The organism is Pseudomonadota bacterium (genome assembly GCA_039193195.1).
Lineage (GTDB): Bacteria > Pseudomonadota > Gammaproteobacteria > Steroidobacterales > JBCBZW01 > JBCBZW01.
In genome coordinates this window covers 1-15,585 of sequence record JBCCWS010000073.1, presented here as the reverse complement: position 1 = coordinate 15,585, position 15,585 = coordinate 1, and the positions used below count along the sequence as shown (strand labels likewise).

The window sequence follows — 15,585 nt, the reverse complement described above, 5'->3', positions numbered from 1 at the left end:
TGTGTTGAACAGTGCACCCTGCGCTGTGGTAACGTCGTCCATTGGAAGGTCTTTTTTGTGTCCGAAAGTGCTGTGTCGTAACACCTTTCTAACACATCGAGGGCCTTCTTCTCTTTTGGCTCATGAATAATCCAGGCTAGTCGCCTGTTGAAGAAGTCTCAGGCACGTGCGAGACAAGGCGGAAATCAAAAGAGCGCGTTGTGCGAGTGGTACATAAGCGTGTTGAGTCGATGTCCAACGCCGGATCGTGCCGCATGAGGCATTTCAAGAGGCTGCTTGTGGTCTGTCCCAGCACTTTCGAAACTGCAGGGACAGGCCACCAAGGTTGCCGGCTCAGGGGGTGGTGCTGACGGGGCTGCCGGACTCGGCCCATGCCACGAAGCCGCCCTGCAAGCTCTGCAGGTGGTCGAAGCCGAGGTCGTCCATCGTTGCCAGGGCCTTCGTGCTGCGACCGCTCTCGACGTTGGCGGCACAGTGCACCACGTAGGTCTTTGAGCGATCGAGTTCGGCGACGAGGTTGTCAAACCCCTTGGCCTGTACGTCTATGTTGATCGCGCCGGGCACGTGACCGGCAGCGAACTCGGCGGCCGTGCGCACGTCGAGGATGACGACGTCCGGCGTGGTGAGGGTGATCTCGCGGGCGGTGATCTCAGGGATCGCCGAGGCGTCGCCCATTTCGCTGTCGACGCATGCCCCCAGCGCCATGACGGCCAGGCTGAACAGTGCTATCGATCCCGTAGGCAAGCTTGCGCGCATCATGAAGGCTCCTCGAGAAGGGGCAGTCTAGAGCCTATCGCAGGGAGCGCACGGTTCGCTATGGTCGCACCGTGTACGGTGTTGGCGGGACCATCGAGTCCCACCAACGGAAGTAGCTGCCTGCGCTAGAGGCGCCGCGCTAGAAGCGGAAGCTGGCCGCAATGCCGAAGCGACGCGGCTGGTTGATGTTCACCACCGAGGTGCCGACGAAGAACAGTTGCTCGTTGCCGGTGCCAGTGTCGACGCTGGCGCTGTTGTTGCTCGTAATACGGCGCTGATCGAGTAGGTTGTCGACGTAGCCGAACACCTCGATGCGATCCGCCCGGTAGCCCAGGCGCGCATTCATCAGCACGGTGCCGTCTACTTCGTTGAGCGGCAGGTTGGTGAGATCGGAGAACTGGCCCGCGGTGTAGTTGACGTTGACGTCCGTGAACACGCGCGAGGTGATGTCCGCGCTCAGGCCCGCCGAGATCTGCCAGTCGGGGGCAAGGGGGAACTCGTTGCCGGCCAGGTTCTCGAATGCGTTGCCAGCCGCTGCCGGGGGCGAGATGGCGAAGGGGAAGTCCGTGAACTCGGTATTCAGGTAGCCGATGGTGGCGAATCCGTCGATGCGGTCGGTGATCGTGCCGAAGGCCGCGATCTCGAAGCCGTAGATCTCCGACGTTCCCGCGTTCACCGTAAGCGTGTCCAGCGGGGTGTTGGAGGGGCCGGGGATGGTGAGCTGCTGGTCTTCCCAATCCGCGTAGAACAGGTTGATGTTGGTGGTGAGGCGGCGGTTGAACCACTCGGCGCGCAGAGCGAGTTCGTAGTTGGTGAGGAACTCGGCGTCGAAGCTGCCCAGCTCAGCACCGTCCGGGGCGACGCGAAGGAAGGCACCGCCCGCGCGGTAGCCGCGCTGCACGCCGAAGGAGAGGGAGCGCGAGTCGTCGATGTTGTAGGTCACGCCCACGCGCGGCAGGAAGGCGTTGAAGCTTGCCTCCTGGATGGGGTCGAGGTTCGCTGGCGGCAGCAGGGCCACGCAGGGGATCGGATCCGGGATGAAGACCGTGCAGGTTTCCGGCTCGGCCCTGCCGCGCACGAGGAAGCCGGTGGTCTCGAAGTCTTCATCGTCGTAGCGCGCGCCAACCTCGAAGGACCAGCGTTCATTCATGTCGTAGGCGAGCTGAGCGAAGGCGGCGAAGTTGGTCGTCGCAGAGTTATTGGTCAGCGTGAGAATGGCGATCGAGTCCGGTGGATCGACCGGCGCTGGGAACGCCGCGTTGGCGACCAGTAGGCTTGAGAGCGTTTCGGACTCGAGCGTATCGTCGTAGTAGTACGCCCCCACCCAGCCGGAGAACTTGCCGGCGCTGAAGTTCAGGCGCAGCTCTTGGGAGAAGATCTCGTTCGACTGCATATTCGAGCTATCGGTACCGTTAGGGAACTGGCCAGGGGCGGCAGGGTCGCCAAAGATCCCCTCGCTGGTGGAGTCCTCGTAGGTGGTGATCGCCACGATGTCGAAGGTGTTGTTGATCTCGTAGCGGATGTCACCGACGAAGCGCAGGGCCTCTCGGGTAGACACATCCGGGGCGGTGAAGCTGTCTTCCTCGGCGAAATCGAACTCCCTGAACTGGGGGTCGTCGGCGGCGAAGGGAATGCCGAAGTTGGCGAAGTCGCCGTTGTCCGTCTCGATGTAGTCGGTGATCAGCTCGATGCGCAGTCCGGAGAGGGCGTTCGGTTCGAACAGCAACTTGCCGCGCAGGCTGAGACCTTCTCGGATCTGGGCGGGCTCGCCGGTGAAGAAGTTGTCCGGTTCGCCGTCGATGCCCTGGAAGTCGGCGGTGAGGCGGAAGGCCATCTGGTCCTCGATCAGCGGGCCGGAAATGGCGCCGGAGAACTGGCGTTCGTTCAGGTTGCCGTAGCGCATGCGAGCGGCGTACTCCCAATCGTAGGTGGGGTCCTTAGTATTCACGACCACCGCACCGGCGAGGGAGTTGCGTCCCTGCAGCGTCGACTGGGGGCCGCGCAGGATCTCCACCGAGGCGATGTCCCAAAGGCTGTTGATGCCCGCCGTGCCAACGAAGCTGAGCGGGGAGCCGTCCACGTAGATATTGGAGGTTACCCCTGTGCCGGCGCCGCCGACGCCGTTGCGTCCGACGCCGCGAATGGAGATGTCGCCGGCGCTCCCGCCTGCGAAGGAGGACACGTTTGGCGTGCGTGCATACAAGTCCTCAAGGCTGAAGGCGACGTTACGGTCGATCCGCGATTCGTCGTATAGCTCCACGGAGATCGATGTCTCCTGCAGCGTCTTATCCGATTTCGTGCCGGTGACGATGACCTCTTCGAGATCAGGGTTCTGCGCGTAGTTCGCCGTCGAGCAGACGATTAGGGTCATTGCCAGCGGGGTGCGGAGGACGTGGTGCCGCATCGGTATTCCTTGAAGTATTGATGTGTTAGCAGGGGAGTTGGACTCGTTCTGAGCTCCCGCGAGGCGCGCGAGTCTAAATGATTCGTGTTTGCAATACAGTACCGGGATGACAGAATCTGAAGTCCTGGCCAACGATCTTCGAGTCGCCCGCTGGGCGTTACGCGAGTTGCCTATCGGGCTGTTGGTTGGCTTCCAAAGCAAGCCCGCGGTGGTAGGCCGAACAGGCTGGGGGGAGGTGTTGTTGAACATGGGGTTTTGCTCTAGGCTCGGCTCGCCGAATTGTCCAGCTACAGCCCTTTTGCCGACCCCCAAACCCGAGACGATCGACGATGGTTGTTGCCACTAGCGCCTGCTTGCTCTACCTCGCCTGCGTGGGGCTGTTCCAAGCCAGCCCGAAGCGCACACACTTGGTACCGCTGAAGGACAACGTGCCGCTGCAACAAGTGGTGCGGTGGGCGAGCTGGGTGCTGGTGTTCGTCGTTCTCGCCCTGATGACCACAACGGTCGGACTTGAGAGGGCGATTCCCCTTTGGCTCGTGCTCCTTTCATTGGCGGGCATCATCAGTTTGGTAGTCACCGCCGTCGCGCCCAGCCGACATGTGCTGACCGGTATCGCAAGCACCGGGATGGTCGCGGTCCTGTTCGCCTGGTCGGCGCTCGACGCCAAGGGAATGACCTCATGAGCCCTGTGGTACTGGGCATTCTCGCGGCCGTGCTGCTCGGGCTCGGCATCGCCACCTGGAAGGCGCCTCGCCTTACCAGCGCGTTGGTCTGGACCTTCGTCGGCACCATGCTCATCTCGGCGGCGTTGATGAAGGTATTCCCCGGTGAGTTTCGGGGACGCGTATTTTCCTTCGCCTTGCTGATGCCTGTCGTCTGGGTGGGCCTGCAGTTCTGGCTCTACTGGGACCGAAGCCGCTGGCGGCCCACGCTCGCCGTGCTCGGCTTGAGTGTGGTGAGCGTCGGTGTAGTCGCCCTCACCGGCGCGCCCACGTGAGCGCCTGCAACTCAATCTGCTGACCTGCGGAGACCCCATGGATCGCGCCCGTCACCTTCGCGTCTTCGACCTACACTCCTGGACCGGCATCACGCTCGGCCTGTTCGTGTTCGTCGTGTCCTTCACCGGCTGTATCGCCCTGTTCGCCCGGGACGAGATTCTCGCGTGGGCTGACCCCGCACAGCGCCTGGACGTGCCCGCGCAGCCGATCGCCATCGGCGAGCAGTATCAGGCGTTTCTCGACGCCAACACCCCCGATCAGGGGCGCGTCCAGTTCACTAGCATCGGGTATCCCAACGAATACGAGCCCTACTACCACGCTTACCTAACGGCCCAGGATGCCGAGGGTGAGCAGGTGCTCGCTGAACGCCGCTGGAATGCGCAGACGGGCGAAGTGCTGCCCGAGCGAGGGGAAGGCTTGGCTATCTGGCTGCTCGACTTCCACCGCGATCTGATGTGGCCCGACGCCCTTGGCGGCCGGCAGATTGGCCGGTTCTTGGTGGGGCTCGCCGGCATCATGCTGCTGCTGTCGATCGTGAGCGGAGTGATCACGCACAGCAAGATCCTGCAGGAGTTCTTCGCGCTTCGCTTCCAGCGACAGGTCCGCTTGATTTGGCAGGACACGCACAAGGTGGCGGGCCTGTGGGGGCTTCCGTTCTACGCCACCATCGCCTTCACCGGCGCCATGCTCGGTATCGTCACCCTGGTGGGCCCACTCATTGCGTTCATGGTGGTGAAGGGCGACACGGAGACCTTGATCGAGGTGATGGGCCTCGGACAAACCCCACCGAGCGGCGTGCCGGCCGAGATGCTGCCCATCGATGGCATGTTCGACCGCGTAAACCCCGTGAACGGGATGCATCCCGAAACCGTTATCGTCGCCAACTATGGGAACGACAACGCCACCTATCAGCTGCAGTACCCGGCGGATACGGAGCTGCTCATCACCGAGCCCGTCCTGCTGAGCGCGGTGACCGGTGAGCGCGTGCCCTCGGTGGCGACCGACGATCGCTCCGTGCCGTTTCGCGCCTACTCGGCGATGGCGCCCCTTCACTACGGGACCTACGGCGGCCTATCGCTGAAGTTCTTCTATCTGGCTATGGGCCTGTCTCTTTGCGTGATCACGGCGCTCGGCAACGTGATGTGGATCGAGCGGCGCCTGCACGGGCGCGAGGGTAAGCGCTCCGCGGCGTACTACGGAGTGTTGAGCAAGCTTACCGTGGGCGTGACCATGGGGCTCACGGTGGCAACCGTGTCCGTTTTCTATCTTGACAAGCTCTACGCAGGAGCTGAGTCAGCGCGACTGTCGACGACCGGTTGGACCTACTTCGCCGTGTGGTTCCTCGCGATCGCCTACGCGTTTACCCGCCCCAACACCTATGCCTCAACGCGTCACCTAATGGGTATCGGAGCTGTTGGCCTCATGGGCCTGCCTGTGCTGAATGCGGTGACCACTGGCGGCATCTCGCAGGTGCTGAACAGCGGTCACGCAGTCACCGACGCCACGGACCTGACCTTCCTGCTCCTAGGGGCGCTCTTCCTTGCGATCGCCATCAAGCTGCCCGGGACCCGACCTGAACGTCGTGAGCGTCGCGCTAGCAAGGCGCGAGAACCGCGCACATCGACGAGTCAGCCCGCCCTTCCGGTCACCGCGGCACGCTCAAAGGCGGACTGACGCAGCTACCACAGCTTGCCGGTTGAGCGCGCTCGCGCGTGTTTCGGCCAGTTCGCCTGGGCGCGCGCAGGGGCGTCCAAGCGAGGCGGATGTGCAGGATGCGCGCGGTGCCACGGCGTCGCATCGGGCGCCTTATACGCCCGTGTCCTCGCTATCTCCCACCGTTCGAAAACGGCCGTTGGCCGCGCTATGATGCCCCGGCAAGCAGCCACTCGTCAGCGGGCGCTTGGTACATGGGGCAGGGCAGCACGTGCGCTTCACTGCTTAAGCCAGGTGCTCAAGCGCCGAGTTGGGCGGCACGCCTGCCTTTTGCGATCACTGCTTTCGCCACCTGCGCGTTGCCCTTAGCGATCACCTCGCTATCCTCAACACTTGCGGACAACGAGCAGGGCATCAGCACGTCATCGAGACCGTGCAGAGAACCGCGCTCGCCTACGCTGCGCACTGTTATCGACTCACTGAGGACCCGACATGTTCCATCGCTTGTTTCGTACCGCCGATGATCTCGGCCTGATCGCCACGGCCGACGCCCACTGCGACATTCCCTGCAAGATCTACGACCCGGCGGTGGCGCTAATCGCTGCGCTGTCGGTGGTTCGCATGATGGATGTGCTGGCGGAGGCTGCCAGCAAACCGGCAGGGCTGGAGCGCGATGCCTCCATCGCCCGAAGCGTGGCGATCAAGGAACTGGAGGCGGCCAAGGTCAAGGACGAGATCCGGGTCATCTGGGGCGACTACTTCAAGGCGCCGCAGATCGAAGCGCACCCGAAGGTGCACGAACTGACCCACAGCATCATGATGTGCGCGAGCCGCTGTAAGCAGGGCGTCAACCGAGCGGATGGTGAGGAGCTGGTTGAGCTCGTCAATCAATTTGCAGAGATGTTCTGGCAGTCCAAGGGGGTGGCGACGGAGCGACGTGCAGCGCCGTACCCGCCCGGTATTGACGTCGTACGGCCCGCCTGAGGGCATGCGGTTGCCCTCATCTCTTGCCTGGCGCGTCCAGCGGGTGGCTGGCGATAGCATGACGCCAGCCCTGGCCGCGGGCGATTACGTCGTGCTTCGCCCGTACACCGGGCGTCGCGCTCCCAGGGCGGGGGACGTGGTCAGCTTCCGAACTGCGCACGGTCGCCAGATGATCAAGCGCCTGCAGGCTGAAGTGGGAGATGGGCGTTGGTCCGTGGCGGGCGACGGTGTGCGGTCGATGCCGTCGATCGACCTCGGCGCTATCCCCAGCAGCGCGTTTCAAGGCCGAGTGGTGTGGCGCATAAAGGCACCCAGCCAACGCGCTGCACGCATACCCAAATGATGAACATCGTTGAAGATCACTACGAACTGAATTGGAGCGTTGAGTCTATGGTTAGTAACAAGTCGCTGAAGGTCCTGGCAGTGCGTACCGCTGGCGCGGCCGCGATGAGCGGGCTGGCGCTGAGTGCCTACGCGCACGACGCGCCGTTCCCGCATAGCCACCCCGCAACGGAGGTGGGTTACGCGGTGATCGTCGTCTGCCTAGTCGGCGCGACGATGGCTGCACTCGGTGTGCGCAGCTGGCGCCGCCGCGCCTCGGTGCGCGCGTCCGAGGTGCGTTCATAGGGTTCGCTAGGGCGCAACCACTCTCGCCAATCCGCTACGGAAGTACGACAAGTACGGATGGATGGTGGGTCGGACGATCCCTAGGGTGTAGGACGATTCGTTCACACCCTAGGGAAGGAAGAGCTGATGATGTCACCGCGCGCCGTCCTATTGATCGCCACTGCGGGCTGGCTGGGCCTCGCTGGAGCTGCGTCCGCCGCCGACTGCAGCGTCGATATCGAGGTGGGAGATGCGCTGACCTACAGCGTCACGCAGATCACCCCTGATGCATCCTGCGAGACGGTCACCATCAACCTCAAACATACGGGCCAGCTGCCCGCCGCCGTAATGGGGCACAACTGGGTGCTCTCAAAGCCCGGTGATTTCGATGCGATCACCGCGGCAGCGCCCGCGGCAGGTCCTGCGAAACACTACGTACCGGACGACGAGAAGGTCATCGCGTCGACGACACTCGTCGGCGGCGGTGAGTCCACCAGCATCGAGGTGCCCATGAAGGGACTCTCGGGCGAGTACGTGTACTTCTGTTCCTTCCCCGGCCACTGGGCGGCGATGAAGGGCACGCTGACCATCGGCTAGCGTGCCGCCCTAGTCGCCCGTTGGCCACAGTGTAGACACGCCGCCTTGCGCAGCAGTTACCTCATGAGGGCGTACAGCGCAAAACTGCCCAACCAGTGGCCGCCCTCGTAGCGGTCGCCGACCAGATTCGGCAGGGAGTGATCCATGTGCTCCCCCGCCAACGCCAGGAGATGTCCGTAGCGTTCTGGGAACCGATCGGCGAGTCCGATCAGGGCCCAGGCGCGGCTGAAGTTCAGCCCGTCCAGGTGCACGAGCTTGCCATCGGAGCGATCGGACACGCGACCTACCGCAAGCGTGTAGCCGGGCTTGGTCAAGTCCGGCAAGAAGCGCTGCAGCCAGCGGTGGAAGGCCTGCGGCGGCAGCACGCGACGCATGATGTCGATCTCCGTGAGGCACGGGCTGAGGAAGTCGTAGCCCCCGGGCTCCCAGGTGAGCGGGCAGTGCGCATCGTCGGCGTAGAAGCGTCTCGCGGCGACCCCTACAGCATCCAATAGCTCGCCGTGACCGTGGTATTGCGCATAGTCAAAGGCGAAGGTGAGGCCGAAGGCAGTGTTGGGGTGTTCCCCCGTGCGGATGGCGTAGTTGAGCTTCGGCAGAAACTCGAGGTAGCGCTCTACGATCAGCGCACTGAGGGGCTGGAGGTTGCCGTGCAGCTCCTGAGCCAGAGGCGCATCCCATGCGGCCAGCTCCTGATCGAGCTTCAATAGCCACGCCCAGCCGTAGGTGCGCTCGTAGGTCTTGTTGTGCTCGCCCTGGAAGTACTCCACTTCTCGCGCGACGTTCGCTGCGGTCAAGTGTTGGGCCAGGATGCGCCGTCCTTCCTCGCCCCGGGCGAGGTCGGGGTAGCGGCGAAGCAGTGCTACCAGGGACCAGTGGCCATGTACGGCACTGTGCCAGTCAAAGCAGCCGTAGAAGGCCGGATGTAGTGCGCTCGGTTCGCCGAGGTCCTCGGCGCTGCCGATCGTTTGCCCCAGCTTGTTGGGGTACTCCTGCTGCAGACATGCGAGGGGAAGACCGGCTAGACGATTCGCTTGCTCCAAGGTGAGCGGCTGGTCGAGCAGCGCCTCTTCAGGGGCCGGCGGCGAGTCGTTGGGGAACGCGGAGGTCGAGGCCAGCAGCAGGGTGGCGATCACTGGCAGGGCGTAGAGGCGGATCAAGAGGGTTGGCTCCAAGTCTATGGGCCGGCAGACGCCTGTCGTGGTGAGCCACAACCGGCCCCTGCGCGCAGCCCGGCTAGTCGGGGCCCCAAGGCTAGCGTATTTCGGGCGCCAGCAAGGGCGAGACCTTGCATCGCCAGGCGACGCCTACGCGTGGTCCTTGTCCCTACGCGTAGCCGAGCACCGGATGGCCGTTGACTCATCGGCGTCGCGTGAGCTCCTCTAAGACGAAGCGTGCTGCGTCCACCACGTGGATCTGGAAGCTCCCCTCGCCAAGTTGCCCCTCGCGTGCGAGAAAGGGCTTGGATTGGCCCTCGCGCAGGTAGGTCAGGCGCACGCAGGTCCACTCGATGTCCGCGGACTCCTCCAGAAGCGTCTCCATGCGCGCCATGTCGACGTAGGTGTTGATGAGATAGCGACGCAGAAGTTTGGTGTAGAACACCGGCGCTTTGGGGTCCTCGACCACGCCGCCGGAAGACAGGGTGATGATGCGTGCCACCCCCGTGCCGCGCATCGCCGCGCGCAGGGTCCGCGTGGCCTCGCTCTACAGGGTGGTGAACTGTGCTGACGCCTTCAGTCCGCCGTGCCCCAAGGCCGAGATCACCATGTCGGCCCCTCGCATGGCTGCTTCCAAGGTCGCCTGATCGGCCAGATCGATCCTCGCCACCTCGATGCCGGATATGTCCTTCAAGGTTTCTGGTCGGCGGACCGCGCCCACCACCTGATGGCCTGCCTGCAGCGCCTGCTCGCTGATCGCCTGTCCCTTGGCGCCAGCGTCGAGCGCTGAGTGCCGTGGCCGTGCCCCGAGCCGTCTGCCACGGCGGAGGCGATGGGCCAGGCCAGGCGGTTCCGGCGCGGCGGCTGAAGCCCGGGACACTCACCCCAGGGCCACCAAAGCTACTCAGCCAGAAAAACTAATCACCTTTTCCGAAAGCATTGATGTCGGGCGGCGGATACGCCGCGATCGCGTACGCGATACTCAACGAAAGACCCATCTCAGTAAGACCCCAAAACAGGCGACTGTCTTTGCCAGGAGGTGGATAAGTGGACACATGTGATCTTTGCCAACGCCCATCGGTGATCGCATTGCCCAGCACGTCAGCGTGGCGCTCAGGGATGCGCTGCTCGCGCTTTTTCGTACTGTTGTTCTCTGCAATTGACTCCTCCCAGCACAGCACAATGGATTCGGCGGGAAGTCGCCGATAAGCTTCCTCCAGCTCCCATTGAAGGTTCGGGCGGAGGTCAGTGATGTCGACCACAACTGCATCTGCAGACTCCAACAGCAAGGTCACGGCCTGCCGCCAGACGTCGTCGTCCAGTGCAATAACTTCTGTCTCTGAATTGGCGCTAAAGCCCCTCTTAGCTCGCTGAACAAGTAGGCGAACGACGGGTTCCCAATTCTGGGTCCGGCCGTAGGTGGTCGAGCTACGAAGCATTAGTGTTGAGATCGCCAGGTAGAACGCGAACCCGATGAGTAGTGGCACGATAACCACCGCCCACGTCGCCGTCAGGACGGGCATCAGGTAGCTCGCGGCGTAGAAAGCCACGATGACACACAGCCCCGGGAGGAAGAACGTCCGAAACAGCTTAAACCCTTCCTCAGCTGCCCACCGTAGGATGAATCTCGAGCAGTAATGGGCAAGGCTAACCCCTTGCTGCTCCGGCCAACGGCGCGCGAGAGCGTCAAGTTCCTAGGCGATGGGGAGCCGAACGGCCGCAGTATCACCACCAGCCGGTTGGCAAACTGAAACCTGGCCGCCAGAAGACGGTAAAATATGGCAGCGGCGAAAAAGTTCGCGGCTGTGAAACGGCCGCCGTTTGCGCCTACTGCCGCAAATACCACCAGGAAGGCAGCTACGCTAACGACCGCTGCGACCAGCTGTCCTGTTCGCAAAGATCGCCGGCGCTGCTGGAGGACATGTCGCAGCCGCCTGTCTGCATCGGTTGTTCCAAGTCCGCGCAACGCGGCAGCGCATAAGTCCATCCGACTGACCTTAACTAGTGTCCATCCAGAAGAGCGCAACCCGCTGAGATCGCATCAACTTGCATCGCCAAGAACGTGGGGATCATCCCATGATGTGCTGTGTTGGAATGACCACACCAAACCAGCAAACGCGGGCTGAAGGTTGCGAGAGACTCGCGATACTCACGCTACCCTACTTGATTCGATCACTACACACGAGTGCGAGGTGCCCGCCGATCTGCTCGAAGCGCGGCAGACCGTGCTTGCTCTCATCTCGCTGGGACTGTGGTACCAGCGGTTGGGCGAACGGCGCCTGTGGACGAAGTACCGAAAGCGTGGGTTTGGTGCTCATCGCTCAAGCCGGCTCTGCACGGCAGCCACGAGTAGCTTGGCGTCGGTCTGCGTACCGTCGCCTGCCGGCACAGAAGCCAGGTCGAACAGCCCGCTGGTGGGCGTGAGCTCCGTATCGTTCACTAGCACCGTCAGCGACTGCTCGTCAGTGAGCGCGACGCGGATCTTGCCAAGCAGCGACACGTCTTCGGCAAACTGGCTACGTCCCGTCAGCAGATCGCCCTGCGCGCGGCGTATGCCATTGACGTCCTCATAGCTAGCGAATCCGTACACGCTGATGTGATCGGTCACGTTGCCTAGCACGCTGCCGTACACCTTGGTGGAGGTGCTGTCCTCAGACCGTGCGTCCTCGTCCGTCACGTAGGAGCGCACCTGCGTGCCGAAGTCTCACTGCAGTTCTGCGACTGCGTGTCGCGGGTGAAAACTGGATGACGCCGCCAGTGGCGCCCGCGCCATAAAGCGACGTTGGGCCGTAGACCACTTCGATGCGGCCGATGCCCAGTGGATCGAACCTGTCGAGGAAGCGCGAGCAGTTGGTGTTGGTAGCGATCGGCACGCCGTCGATCAGGTTCAGGGGATCGCGGCCGCGCGGGGGTAGGGGGCCTGCGCTGCCGTCCGTGTTCGGTGTGGCGAAGCCGGGCACCACGCGCCCCAGGATCTCCTGCACGCTGGTGCTCTGCTGTTGGTAGCGGGTCAGATCGGCGCGGTCAAGGGCCCGAACGGCCCGTGGTATCTGCGCAAGCGACTGATTTTCGCCGAGATGAGATAAGCAAGGTCTCCTCGATGGGCTCTTCCGCGCGGTCGCCGGGAGCTGCAGAAAACTCCGCGACATCGGCGACAAGAACACCAATGACCAGCGCAGTACTGCAAAGAGCAGGCGAGGGTGAACGCATGAGTGATCCCGGAAGCCACGTGGAGAATCGGAACAGTAATGCGAAAGAGAACCAGCCGCACGACGTAACATGATACCGAGAACACTGCCGCGCACTGCTGCCAAACGCTGGAAGAGGTGCGTGGACCTCAGCCTGGGCTTCCTCGCGCGCCTGAGGGCACCCATTGGCGACCCGATCAGCTTCCCCGGCGTCCTGTCCCTACCAGTCCATGCGCGCGGCGAAGTCCTTGGCAGGCTTGTCGGGATTGAGCTCTCGGTAGGTCTTGGTCCGCTGGTTCTTCCCCAACAGGATCTTGATCTGGTACCAGGTTTCGCGCGCCAGCGCGTAGCGTTGGGAGTGCCAGGCGCTTCGGTTATAGAGTTTCTTCACCGCCGCCACGCTGTCCGGCGACTGGCAGCTGATCTGCGCGGCAATGGCCATGGCGCGATCCAAGGGTTGCTCGGCAACCTCGGTGATCAGCCGGTAATGAAGAGCCTGTGCGGCGGTCATGTGCTTCGCGGTCATCGCCAGATACTTAGCCACATCCACGGGCAGTTGCTCGCGCAGGCAGAGGGTGCCGCCCATGTCGGGCAGCAGCCCCCAGCGCGCCTCCAGGATGGAGAGATCCGTCTCGGGGCTTGCGACTCGCAAGTCCCCACCCAACGCGATCTGCAGGCCACCACCCCATACGCGTCCGTGCAGGGCCATGATCACCGGGCACGGTATCGCCCGCCAGCCGGTGGAGATGCGCTGTACGAGGTTCGACTGACCGGGCAGCCACTTGAACAGTAGCTTCACGGAGGTGATGCGCGACTCGAGCACCGACTTCACGTCGATGCCCGTGCAGAAGTCCTCGCCCTCCCCGGTGACCACCACGGCGCGGAGGGATCTGTCCTTCCGCAGTCTTTTGATGACTGCGTCGATCTCCTCGAACATCGCCAGGTCCAGGGCGTTGTGGCGGTCGGCGCGAGAGAGGGTGACCAGGGCGATCTGATCGTCGACGTGCAAGGTCAGTCTTGATGACATGTAGGCGTGTCCTGCGGCGAGAAGAGTCGGAAAGTACCGAAGCATAGACGCTTCCGCCCCAGGCGGGTCTGCATCCAGGGCCTGGCGGCCTCAACGGGCTGGGGCCAGAAGTAGCGCCGCTGGCGCCACGGGCCCCGAGGCCATGACTGTCGAAACACTTGCCGCGTGACGATCTGCGCCCATCCAGCGAAACGTGATCTCCGCGTGAACATCCGGCGCGAGACTGAGGCGTAACCGCTTGGAGACCGCCGCCATGCCCACCCGCTGGATGATCATCGCCGCTACCCTCAGCGCGTCCGCGCTCGCGAGCCCCACGGATGAGCACCCGCCACCGCGGGTCACGGTCCTGCTGACCACCGGTGTCCTACTGGAGGGCATCGGCGAGGCTCTGACCATCCGCGATCTGGCCGTCGCCAATGACGGTACCTGGTACCTCGAGGTCGATACGGTCACTGGGGGCAATACGGGCGGCGGCGGCGCCGATCAGCTGGATCCGGCGATCCTCAGCAACGACGGCATTGTGATCAACCGCCTCGACCGACAGCCGGGTGAGGTATTTTTCCCCGAGCTCACTGGCGATGACCCCTTCTACCAGCTCACCACCGTGGAGGAGATCGCAACGCTCAACGGCGAGCTAGTGCTGTTCCAGAACGTCCAGTACCTCACCCTCGACGGCGGTGCACAGTTCGCACTCGCTGCGAGCTTCGATACAGACCTCATGTGGATTGAAGGCGTGGCGTTCGACGGCCTGGAAGCGGGCACGGGAACGCTGTTCGCCTCCGCCTTCGACGACTTCAACGCACTCCTCGCCAACGGCAATGTGGTCCAGGGCTTCGACGTCTTCCAGGGCGGTGAGCGCACGAGCGGCCTGTTCGAGGTCGACCCTGACGACGCCCTGCGAGCCGTGTCCGTGCCCTTCTACGACGGCCAGCAGATCGAGGGGGTCGGGCAAGTGCGCAGCTTCACCGATGCCTCTCACGAGGTCGGCGTCAGCCCTAACGGGCGCACGATACTCCCGCTCCAAGTGGAGGACGCCGGCATCAATGACAACACGCGCGTCGTCCTATTCAACCCCGAGGACGATACCTACACCGCGTGGCCACCGAGGACCAGGGCACCCTGGACTTCCCCGACGAACGCCTAAACGATTTCATCGGCTCCGCAGTGGCGATCAACGATGCAGGTGACTACTTCTTCCGCGGCCAGTTCCGTGACTTCGATCCCGACTTCGGCAGTATCGTGCTGGTGGTGAACGGCGAAGTGTTCCGTGCGGGACGCCAGTTCGTGAACGTCGACGGCGACTCTTTCCAGCTCACCTCGACCGTCGCTCCCCAAGGCGCCCTGCGCTACTACCTCGATCCGGCTGGAATGCTGCTGTGGGCGGGCCGGTTCGACGATCCCGCCACGCCCTTTGATGACATCGCCCTATTCCTTGGCGATCGGGTGTTGCTGCGCGAGGGTGTTACCACCTTCGACAACGTGACCTTCGAGGAGGTCCAGCTCAGCAACGGCGGCGAGCTGATTCTCGACATTCCCGGTGGCACTCTCGACGGCGTGCGCCTGGTGGAAATCGGTGCTGGGCTCGCCGGCGCCGAGGGCTTTGCCCTGCCCAACGACGGTTTGAACGCCAGCAGCTGGGCGATGAGTCCGAACGGGCGCTATGTGCTGGTCGAAGCCGGTGTCGAACATCCTGTGAACGGCGAGCGCCTGATGGCGGCCGTGCTGATCGACCTGACCCCCGAGGCCTGCGTAGCCGACTTCAACGGGGATGGTGTGGCCGACCGCGACGATGTGCTGGGGTTCATCGATGCGTTGCGTAGCGGGCTACCGGAGGCCGACATCAACGGGGATGGCGAGATCACCTTCGCCGACCTGCTGCTCTATCGACGAGCGTTCCGCGACGGATGCAGCTAAGCGCTGCGATGGCCAGTGGCCGTGATGACTGCCGGGAGCCGTCGTAGGCGCGTGGGCGAAGACCGCGGCTGGCACCGTCAAATCGGGGTTCGCCTACCGGGCCATGATGCTGACGGCGTACTCAGCACTCCGGCGAGTGCTTTCAGAGCGTCCCCTGCCGCGAGCGACACCGGGGACGGGCCCCGATGCCGCCTAATTTTCCGCTTGCTTAGAAGGTAGTGCTGGTCACGTTACTCAGCTCACAGGAGCGCAGATCGAGCGCCTGGAAGTTGAGGGTGAGGCCGTTGGCACCGGCGCCGATGTT

The 15,585-nt window shown here is 63.5% G+C and carries 17 protein-coding genes and 1 pseudogene; 9 read left to right on the top strand and 9 right to left on the bottom strand.

The window, feature by feature from the left end; all coding sequences use genetic code 11:
* Positions 1–333 precede the first annotated feature (333 nt).
* Both AAGA68_26245 and AAGA68_26240 read right to left on the bottom strand, forming a co-directional pair.
* Positions 334–759, bottom strand: coding sequence for a rhodanese-like domain-containing protein (locus tag AAGA68_26245; protein MEM9388569.1), 426 nt, complete (start codon positions 757–759; stop codon positions 334–336).
* Positions 760–895: 136 nt separating this feature from the next.
* The gene (locus AAGA68_26240) at positions 896–3,160 is read right to left on the bottom strand and encodes a TonB-dependent receptor (GenBank protein ID MEM9388568.1); all 2,265 of its coding nucleotides are present in this window, start codon (positions 3,158–3,160) and stop codon (positions 896–898) included.
* 329 nt (positions 3,161–3,489) lie between these two features.
* Between AAGA68_26240 and AAGA68_26235 the strand changes: the two genes are divergently transcribed.
* From AAGA68_26235 to azu, 7 genes are all read left to right on the top strand, one after another.
* A complete protein-coding gene (locus tag AAGA68_26235; GenBank protein MEM9388567.1) occupies positions 3,490–3,843 on the top strand; it encodes a hypothetical protein in 354 nt (117 codons plus the stop codon).
* A complete protein-coding gene (locus AAGA68_26230; protein ID MEM9388566.1) occupies positions 3,840–4,157 on the top strand; it encodes a hypothetical protein in 318 nt (105 codons plus the stop codon). Before AAGA68_26235 ends, AAGA68_26230 begins: the two co-directional genes overlap by 4 nt.
* A gap of 37 nt (positions 4,158–4,194) precedes the next feature.
* A complete protein-coding gene (locus AAGA68_26225; protein MEM9388565.1) occupies positions 4,195–5,832 on the top strand; it encodes a PepSY-associated TM helix domain-containing protein in 1,638 nt (545 codons plus the stop codon).
* Positions 5,833–6,303: 471 nt separating this feature from the next.
* Positions 6,304–6,795, top strand: a complete 492-nt coding sequence (gene sodN / locus AAGA68_26220; protein MEM9388564.1) for a superoxide dismutase, Ni — start codon at positions 6,304–6,306, stop codon at positions 6,793–6,795.
* Positions 6,796–6,799: 4 nt separating this feature from the next.
* Positions 6,800–7,138 (top strand): S24/S26 family peptidase, encoded by a 339-nt coding sequence (locus AAGA68_26215; GenBank protein ID MEM9388563.1) that lies wholly within the window; start codon positions 6,800–6,802, stop codon positions 7,136–7,138.
* On the top strand, positions 7,135–7,422 hold the full coding sequence (locus AAGA68_26210; GenBank protein MEM9388562.1) for a hypothetical protein: 288 nt from the start codon (positions 7,135–7,137) through the stop codon (positions 7,420–7,422). Before AAGA68_26215 ends, AAGA68_26210 begins: the two co-directional genes overlap by 4 nt.
* A gap of 126 nt (positions 7,423–7,548) precedes the next feature.
* Positions 7,549–7,998 (top strand): azurin, encoded by a 450-nt coding sequence (gene azu / locus AAGA68_26205; GenBank protein ID MEM9388561.1) that lies wholly within the window; start codon positions 7,549–7,551, stop codon positions 7,996–7,998.
* Between the two features lie 56 nt (positions 7,999–8,054).
* Here azu and AAGA68_26200 read toward each other — a convergent pair whose 3' ends face one another.
* From AAGA68_26200 to AAGA68_26170, 7 genes and pseudogenes are all read right to left on the bottom strand, one after another.
* Positions 8,055–9,155 (bottom strand): DUF2891 domain-containing protein, encoded by a 1,101-nt coding sequence (locus AAGA68_26200; GenBank protein MEM9388560.1) that lies wholly within the window; start codon positions 9,153–9,155, stop codon positions 8,055–8,057.
* 199 nt (positions 9,156–9,354) lie between these two features.
* Positions 9,355–10,032, bottom strand: a pseudogene (locus AAGA68_26195) (NAD(P)H-binding protein).
* Between the two features lie 37 nt (positions 10,033–10,069).
* A complete protein-coding gene (locus tag AAGA68_26190) occupies positions 10,070–10,702 on the bottom strand; it encodes a hypothetical protein (GenBank protein MEM9388559.1) in 633 nt (210 codons plus the stop codon).
* A 609-nt stretch (positions 10,703–11,311) separates the two neighbouring features.
* Positions 11,312–11,470, bottom strand: coding sequence for a hypothetical protein (locus AAGA68_26185; protein ID MEM9388558.1), 159 nt, complete (start codon positions 11,468–11,470; stop codon positions 11,312–11,314).
* Positions 11,467–11,829, bottom strand: a complete 363-nt coding sequence (locus AAGA68_26180) for a hypothetical protein (protein MEM9388557.1) — start codon at positions 11,827–11,829, stop codon at positions 11,467–11,469. The genes AAGA68_26185 and AAGA68_26180 overlap by 4 nt, the downstream gene beginning before the upstream one ends.
* Positions 11,804–12,301 carry a Plug domain-containing protein gene (locus tag AAGA68_26175; protein MEM9388556.1) on the bottom strand — a complete coding sequence of 166 codons (498 nt, stop codon included), beginning with the start codon at positions 12,299–12,301 and terminating at the stop codon, positions 11,804–11,806. Before AAGA68_26175 ends, AAGA68_26180 begins: the two co-directional genes overlap by 26 nt.
* 259 nt (positions 12,302–12,560) lie before the next feature.
* Positions 12,561–13,367 carry a crotonase/enoyl-CoA hydratase family protein gene (locus AAGA68_26170; GenBank protein ID MEM9388555.1) on the bottom strand — a complete coding sequence of 269 codons (807 nt, stop codon included), beginning with the start codon at positions 13,365–13,367 and terminating at the stop codon, positions 12,561–12,563.
* A 253-nt stretch (positions 13,368–13,620) separates the two neighbouring features.
* Between AAGA68_26170 and AAGA68_26165 the strand changes: the two genes are divergently transcribed.
* Positions 13,621–14,511 (top strand): hypothetical protein, encoded by an 891-nt coding sequence (locus tag AAGA68_26165; GenBank protein ID MEM9388554.1) that lies wholly within the window; start codon positions 13,621–13,623, stop codon positions 14,509–14,511.
* Positions 14,463–15,281, top strand: a complete 819-nt coding sequence (locus tag AAGA68_26160) for a GC-type dockerin domain-anchored protein (GenBank protein ID MEM9388553.1) — start codon at positions 14,463–14,465, stop codon at positions 15,279–15,281. The genes AAGA68_26165 and AAGA68_26160 overlap by 49 nt, the downstream gene beginning before the upstream one ends.
* The last annotated feature ends 304 nt before the right edge of the window (positions 15,282–15,585 follow it).